The organism is Microbispora sp. ATCC PTA-5024 (genome assembly GCF_000511135.2).
Lineage (GTDB): Bacteria > Actinomycetota > Actinomycetes > Streptosporangiales > Streptosporangiaceae > Microbispora > Microbispora corallina.
Genome location: NZ_KI866523.1, coordinates 602,806 through 609,167 on the forward strand (window position 1 = coordinate 602,806; position 6,362 = coordinate 609,167).

A 6,362-nucleotide genomic window follows, 5' to 3' on the forward strand; every position below is an offset into this window, starting at 1 on the left:
TATCTGTGTTCGATAGCCCCACCTGTGAGGACCCCGAGATGCTGATCCCCTGCCTGGCCTGCGACTCCCGCTTCCGTCCCGACGAGTTCTTCGGCGCCTGCCACGACTACAACCGCGGCCGGGACCTCGTCGCGTGGACCTGCCCCCGCTGCGGCAACCGCGACGACGTCCGGGTCTTCCCCGGCGAGCTCGGGTTCGGGTACGTCCGGCGCGGCAGGTACGACGTGCAGGACCGGATCCGGGTGCCCGGCATGCGGCGGCGGCGCCACGAGCTGCGGCTGGACATCTGCCTCGACGAGCACGTCTGGCGCGTCCGCGCCCGCGACCTCCCCGGCGACGGGTCCCGGCCGTTCCGCCGCACCCCCTTCTACGAGGACACCGGCCCGTTCGACCAGACCGGGCCCTTCGACCAGACCGGGCCCTTCGACGCGGCCGGAGCCCGCGGCTGACGGAACGCGCCGGTCAGGCCGCGGAGACCCTGGGAGACCTCAGGAGGACGGCATCCGGAGGCTGTGCCAGGCGGCCTCGCCGAGCTCCCCGATCTCGTCCTCCGTGGGCTGGTGGGCGCCGGCGAACCACAGGCGGCACATCTCCTGGGCCGGGCCGAGCCAGAGCACGTAGCACATGGTCGGCGGCACCGGCCGGAGCAGGCCGTCCTTCATGTGGGGCCGCCACCAGTCGGCCACCTGACGCAGGAACGCGCGCCGCGACTCGGCCACCTCCGGCCCCCCGGGCTCGTTGCGCCGCGGCGGCCGCTCGCTGATGAGCAGCCGCGCGCGTTCGGGGTGCTCGCCGCACCACGCCATGTGGAAGGCGACGATCGCCTCGATCCCGGCGCGCGCGTCCTGGTGGCGGGTGATCTCGGCGAGGAAGGCGCTCTGGTACGCGTCGAGGATCTCGGCGTAGAGCACGCCGAAGACGTGTTCCTTGCTCGTGAAGTGGTGGTAGAAGCTCCCGACGCTGACGCCGCTCTCCTCGCGGAGGCTGGCGAGCGTCGTGGCCGAGACGCCGCTCTGGCTGAACCGGCGCAGCGCGCCCTCGATGATCCTGGTGCGGCCGTCGCGTCCGTTCTTCGAGGTCTTCACACGGTCAATGGTGACCCAACAGAACCTTGTTCTGCAAATATGGTGTCCGATTTGACCATCACACACCCGGACTCGACCCTCATTGTCGCATCCGGCCACGCCTTCCGCACCATCGACAGCACTTTCCGGTTCTCGGCCATGACGTCCATGCCGAGCGACGTCGCGCCCCGGGCGGCCGCCCTGCGCAGGAGCGTGCGCACGAGCCGGGAGCCCACCCCGAGGTTCTGCCAGTCGTCGCCGACCACGACCGCGATCTCCACCTCGCCGTCCGCCAGGTGGCTCATCGCGTGCCCGACGACCGTGTCGCCGTGGACGGCCAGCAGCACGTCGCGCCGCTCGTCCCTGGTGATCATCGTCCGGACCAGCGACCCGCCGGGGTTGGCCAGGCCGGTGAAGAAGCGGCGCGTCTGCGAGGCCAGGGACAGCCCGGCCAGGAAGGCGCGCAGGCGCTCGCCGTCGTCGAGCCGGGCCGGCCGGACCTCCACCCATCCCGTACGGCGAAAGGGCGCGTGCCCGACCTGAGTTCGCTGCATGGACTCAGACTCCATCGGCACGGCTAGGTCTGTCAAGTAGACTTAGATGAGGTGAGAGGTCATTGAATACGATGCGTGACATGCGGCGGTATCGGGTGGAGAACTGCTCCATCGAGCGGGCCCTCGCCGTGCTCGGCGAGAAGTGGACGTTCCTCGTCCTGCGCGAGGCGTTCAACGGCGTGCGGCGGTTCGCTGACCTGCAGGCCCTCACGGGCGCGCCCCGGCAGGTGCTCAGCGCCCGCCTGACCCGGCTGGTGGACGAGGGCCTGCTGCGCAAGGTGCCCTACCAGGAGCCCGGTCAGCGGCAGCGCGACGAGTACCGGCTGACCCAGAAGGGCCTCGACCTGTACCCCATCATGATCGCGCTGATGCACTGGGGCGACCGCTACGTGGCCGACCCCGAGGGCCCGCCGGTCGTGGTGACCCACCGGGACTGCGGCGCCCCCGTCTCCCTCCACATGACCTGTGCGGACGGCCACGAGGTGGCCGGGCCGCGCGAGGCCACCCCGCGGCCCGGTCCCGGCGCCCGGCTGAGCGCCACCGCCTGAGGCGGCCCGCCCTGCCTCCCGGGTGAGGCCGCGCGCACTAGACTCCGCCCCTGGCGGCGCGACCCCGCGCCGCCCCGGACGAGATGTGCGCCGTACCCGGCCCGCACGACGACGCACGCGAGGAGACGTCATGGGCGCTGTCCCGCCGTCCGCCGTCCCGCACGCCCCCGAGCCCCGTCCGCTGGACGTGCGGTGGATCCACGGCTCGCCCTCGGCCAAGCACAACACCGACCCCGACATCCAGGTCCACTGGTACGACGGGCACACGGTCGTGCTGCGGCAGAACAAGGCGGTCGACTACGAGGCGCCGTTCCTGTTCCTGCTGTTCGGCGCCGACCGGGCCGTGCTGGTCGACACCGGGGCCACCGCCTCGCCCGAGTTCTTCCCGCTGCGGCGGGTCGTGGACGGCCTCGTTGGCGAGTGGCGCGCCCGGCACCCCCGGGAGGCGTACGAACTGCTCGTCCTGCACACGCACGGGCACGGCGACCACGTGGCGGGCGACGGGCAGTTCGCCGGCCGGCCGGACACCACGGTGGTGGGCGCGGACCGGGCCGCCGCCTGGGCCTTCTTCGGCTTCGACGAGGACCCGGACGCGATCGCCGAGGTGGACCTCGGCGGCCGCGTGCTGGAGTGCCTGGCGACCCCCGGCCACCACGAGGCGGCCGTGACGTACTACGACCCGTGGACCGGGCTGCTGCTCACCGGCGACACGGTCTACCCCGGGCGCCTGTACGTCGCCGACTGGGCGTCCTTCACCCGCACGATCGACCGGCTCATCGCGTTCTCCGAGAGCAGGCCGGTCACTCACGTCCTCGGCTGCCACATCGAGATGACCACGCGGCCGGGGGTGGACTACCCGATCCGCACGACATACCAGCCGGACGAGCCGCCGCTGGAGCTGACGACCGGCCACCTGCGGGAGATCCGCGCGGCCGTCGAGGAGATCGGCGACCGGACAGGCCGGCACGCCTACCGCGACTTCGTCATCTGCCGCGACGACGGCTGAGCGTCCGCCCGGCGCGGGCCGGAGGCGGGACCACTCGGGGTCGTGCCTACGCTGGTGACGTGTACCGGTTCCTCCTCACGCCGCGCTGGATCGGGTTCCACCTGCTCGTCCTCGCGCTGATCCCCGCCTTCCTCTTCCTGGGGAGATGGCAGTGGGGGCGATTCGAGGAGAGGTCGGCGAGCAGCGCCCGGATCACCGCGAACCTCACCAGTGCCCCCGTGCCGCTCGACCGCCTCGACGCGATCGGCGGGAGCGTGCCCGAGAGCCGGGAGTACCGCCTGGTCACCGCCACCGGCCGCTTCGACACCGCGCGCGAGGTTGTGGTGCGGCGGCGCACCCAGATGAGCCAGGTGGGCTACTACGTGGTGACGCCGCTCGTCACCCCGCAGGGCGCGGTGCTGGTCAACCGCGGCTGGGTGCCGGCGGGCGCCACCGCCGAGGCTGCCCCCGCGGTGCCCGCGCCCCCGTCCGGCGAGGTGACGGTCACCGGCCGCCTCCGGCCGTCCGAGACGGAGGACTCGACCGGGATCAGGAACCGGCCCGGCCTGCCGCCGAGGCAGGTCCTGCTCGTCAACACCGCCGATCTCGGCAGGGGCCTGCCGTACCGGCTGTACGGGGGCTTCGTGGAGCTGGCCGCGCAGCGGCCGCAGGGCGGCCCGGCGCCCGACCCGCTGCCCGCGCCCGACGTGGGCGGCGGCGGTGGGCTCAACCTCGCGTACGCCGTGCAGTGGTGGCTGTTCATCGGGGTCGCCGTCGCCGGGTGGGTCCTGCTGATCCGCCGCGAGGCCCGCGACCTGCGCGACGCCGAGCAGGAGCCGCGCGCCGCCGCCGCAGTTTAACCCGCCCGGCACCCGGCGGCCGCACACGCCGGCCACCGCCCGGACCACCCGGGGCCCTCACCCGCCCGCCGCTCTCTCGCGGTCGCGGACGGTCATCCCATGCCGCCGAACCAGCCGGGGACGTCGAGGCGGAACAGGTCGGGCGGGGTCATCCTGCGCAGGTCGTCCTCCAGGGCCCTGAGCCGGTCCTCCCCCAGCTCCCGGGCCCACCGCGCCCGCAGCTCGTCGAAGATCCGGGCGGACTGCTCCAGCGAGTCGGCCCCCCGCTCGGTCAGCCGCACGATCTTGCGTCGCGTGTCATGCGGATCGGGCACCCGATGGACGTAGCCGAGCCGCTCCAGCCCGTCGATCGTCTTGCCCGCGGCCTGCTTGGACACGCCCAGCAGCCGTCCGAGGTCGGCCGCCGTCGACCCTCCGCGCGTGATCGCCTGCAGGACGATCCCGTGCATCGGGCGCATCTCGGCATGACCGCGCCGGGCCAGCTCGGCGTGCAGCTCGTCGATGAGCACGCGGAACGCGAGCAGGAACCGCATCGGCAGCTCGAAACCGGGACGGTCAGTTGACACGATGGACAACCAGGTTCACTATTACGACAACCATGTTGTCTATCGTAGGAGATTCCGCGATGCCCGTCATCCGCAGCGCCGAGGCCCGCCGCCACGAGACCCCCAACGCCGTCACGACCACGTTCGCCTCGCCCAGCCTGGGCGGGTCCGGGCAGTCGCTGTGGCGGGTGGAGATGGCGCCTGGGGCCGCCGGCCCCCTGCACGCGTTCGACGCCGAGCAGGTGTGGACGGTCCTGGCCGGGGGCGCGACCGTCGAGCTGGGCGAGGAAACGTTCGCGGTCGCGCCCGGCGACACGCTCGTCATGCCGCCGCACGTGCCGCGCCGGGTCACGGCCGACCCCGCCGGGGGCTTCACGGCCGTGGTCACCGCTCCCGGCGGCGCGGTGGCGCTGCTGGCCGACGGCACCGTCCACGGCGTTCCCGCCTGGATCGCCTGACAGGCTCCGTCAAGACGGGAGGGGCCTGCGTACCAGGTGGGACGGCCGCCGTCACGCGCTGTGGACCGGTCCGCATCGCAAGGTGAGCGAACGGATACCAACCGGAGACCTTGCAGCTTGTTCGGTGTTATCCCTTGGCCGTACCGTTTACTACCGTGACGACGCCGCTGCATCCCGACCAAGAGCCGAGGCGGCGGGACTACGTGATCATCTCGGTCGACGACCACCTGATCGAGCCGGCCGATCTCTTCGAGGACCGCCTGCCGGACAAGTACAAGGACCTCGCTCCCAAGGTCGTGGAGACCGACGCCGGTCACCAGGTGTGGCGGTACGGCGGCGCCACCTACCCCTGCGCCGGCCTCGACGTGGGCGCCGGGCTGCCCAAGGAGCAGTGGACGCTCGACCCCGTCCGCTTCGAGGAGATGCGGCCCGGCTGCTACGACATCGAGGCCAGGATCGGCGACATGGACGCCGCGGGCGTCTGGGCGGCGCTCTGCTTCCCCGGCATGCTGGCCAACCAGGCCGGCGTCCTGTTCGCCCGCACCCGCGACCAGGACCTCGGTCTCGCCCTCGTCCAGGCGTGGAACGACTGGCACGTGGACGTGTGGGCCGGCACCTATCCCGAGCGGATGATCGCCCTGCAGCTCCCCTGGCTGCCCGACCCCGAGACGGCGGCCAAGGAGATCAGGGCCAACGCCGCGCGGGGGTTCAAGGCCGTGGTGTTCCCCGAGTTCCCCACCCGGCTGCGGCTGCCGTCCATCCACAGCGGGCACTGGGACCCGTTCTTCGCCGCCTGCGAGGAGACCGGCACCGTCGTCTGCCTGCACACCGGCGCCTCGTCCTGGGCTCCGGTGCCCTCGCCCGACACCCCGATTGAAGCGATCACCACGCTGATCCCGGCCAGCGCGATGTTCGCCTGCGCCGACTGGCTCTGGTCGGGCGTCGCCCTGCGCTTCCCGGCGCTGCGCATCCTGATCGTCGAGGGCGGCGTCGGGTGGCTGCCCATGCTGGCCGAGCGCGCCGACCACGCCCTCGACCACCCGGTCGCCGGCGAGCCGAGCTGGGAGGGCGGCCTCAAGCCGAGCGAGGTCCTGCGGCGCAACTTCTTCTTCGGCACGCTCGACGACAACGCGCTCGGAGCCGTCCGGATGGCTGTGGGGATGGAGCACGTGCTGCTGGAGAGCGGCTACCCGCGCGCCGAGTCGACCTGGCCCGACACCCAGCGCACGGTCGCCCGCAACCTCGGCAGCCTGCCGCCGACCGACATCGCCCGCGTGGCGTACGGCAACGCCGCCCGGCTGTTCGGCCACCCGCTCCCCTCGCGCGCCTGGCTGCGCATGGAGGAGAT

At 72.7% G+C, this 6,362-nt stretch carries 9 protein-coding genes; 6 read left to right on the forward strand and 3 right to left on the reverse strand.

Annotated features, from left to right (window positions below; all coding sequences use genetic code 11):
- Positions 1–38: 38 nt before the first annotated feature.
- A complete protein-coding gene (locus tag MPTA5024_RS15230; protein ID WP_232326478.1) occupies positions 39–449 on the forward strand; it encodes a hypothetical protein in 411 nt (136 codons plus the stop codon).
- Between the two features lie 39 nt (positions 450–488).
- On the opposite strand, the gene MPTA5024_RS15235 is transcribed toward MPTA5024_RS15230, so the two are convergent.
- A complete protein-coding gene (locus MPTA5024_RS15235) occupies positions 489–1,085 on the reverse strand; it encodes a TetR/AcrR family transcriptional regulator (protein ID WP_036324695.1) in 597 nt (198 codons plus the stop codon).
- Positions 1,082–1,618, reverse strand: a complete 537-nt coding sequence (locus MPTA5024_RS15240; protein WP_051458426.1) for a GNAT family N-acetyltransferase — start codon at positions 1,616–1,618, stop codon at positions 1,082–1,084. The genes MPTA5024_RS15235 and MPTA5024_RS15240 overlap by 4 nt, the downstream gene beginning before the upstream one ends.
- An 80-nt stretch (positions 1,619–1,698) precedes the next feature.
- On the opposite strand from MPTA5024_RS15240, the gene MPTA5024_RS15245 reads away from it, so the two are divergent.
- The 3 genes from MPTA5024_RS15245 to MPTA5024_RS15255 all read left to right on the forward strand — a co-directional run bounded on the left by MPTA5024_RS15245 (position 1,699) and on the right by MPTA5024_RS15255 (position 4,011).
- Complete coding sequence (locus MPTA5024_RS15245; RefSeq protein WP_198167166.1) at positions 1,699–2,166, forward strand: winged helix-turn-helix transcriptional regulator; 468 nt, start codon at positions 1,699–1,701, stop codon at positions 2,164–2,166.
- Between the two features lie 130 nt (positions 2,167–2,296).
- Positions 2,297–3,172 carry an MBL fold metallo-hydrolase gene (locus MPTA5024_RS15250; RefSeq protein ID WP_051458207.1) on the forward strand — a complete coding sequence of 292 codons (876 nt, stop codon included), beginning with the start codon at positions 2,297–2,299 and terminating at the stop codon, positions 3,170–3,172.
- A 59-nt stretch (positions 3,173–3,231) separates the two neighbouring features.
- The gene (locus MPTA5024_RS15255; protein WP_036324697.1) at positions 3,232–4,011 is read left to right on the forward strand and encodes an SURF1 family cytochrome oxidase biogenesis protein; all 780 of its coding nucleotides are present in this window, start codon (positions 3,232–3,234) and stop codon (positions 4,009–4,011) included.
- A 92-nt stretch (positions 4,012–4,103) separates the two neighbouring features.
- On the opposite strand, the gene MPTA5024_RS15260 is transcribed toward MPTA5024_RS15255, so the two are convergent.
- On the reverse strand, positions 4,104–4,577 hold the full coding sequence (locus tag MPTA5024_RS15260) for a MarR family winged helix-turn-helix transcriptional regulator (RefSeq protein ID WP_198167167.1): 474 nt from the start codon (positions 4,575–4,577) through the stop codon (positions 4,104–4,106).
- A 59-nt stretch (positions 4,578–4,636) separates the two neighbouring features.
- On the opposite strand from MPTA5024_RS15260, the gene MPTA5024_RS15265 reads away from it, so the two are divergent.
- Positions 4,637–5,014 (forward strand): cupin domain-containing protein, encoded by a 378-nt coding sequence (locus tag MPTA5024_RS15265; RefSeq protein ID WP_036324698.1) that lies wholly within the window; start codon positions 4,637–4,639, stop codon positions 5,012–5,014.
- Positions 5,015–5,169: 155 nt separating this feature from the next.
- Positions 5,170–6,362 (forward strand): amidohydrolase family protein (locus MPTA5024_RS15270; RefSeq protein ID WP_063794697.1); only part of this gene is annotated, 1,193 nt, incomplete at its 3' end.

Bases quoted from the DNA above. Each gene is read 5' to 3' on its own strand.
- MPTA5024_RS15230 (WP_232326478.1), top strand. From the start codon at position 39: ATGCTGATCCCCTGCCTGGCCTGCGACTCCCGCTTCCGTCCCGACGAG.
- MPTA5024_RS15240 (WP_051458426.1), bottom strand. From the start codon at position 1,618: ATGCAGCGAACTCAGGTCGGGCACGCGCCCTTTCGCCGTACGGGATGG.
- MPTA5024_RS15245 (WP_198167166.1), top strand. From the start codon at position 1,699: ATGCGGCGGTATCGGGTGGAGAACTGCTCCATCGAGCGGGCCCTCGCC.
- MPTA5024_RS15250 (WP_051458207.1), top strand. From the start codon at position 2,297: ATGGGCGCTGTCCCGCCGTCCGCCGTCCCGCACGCCCCCGAGCCCCGT.
- MPTA5024_RS15265 (WP_036324698.1), top strand. From the start codon at position 4,637: ATGCCCGTCATCCGCAGCGCCGAGGCCCGCCGCCACGAGACCCCCAAC.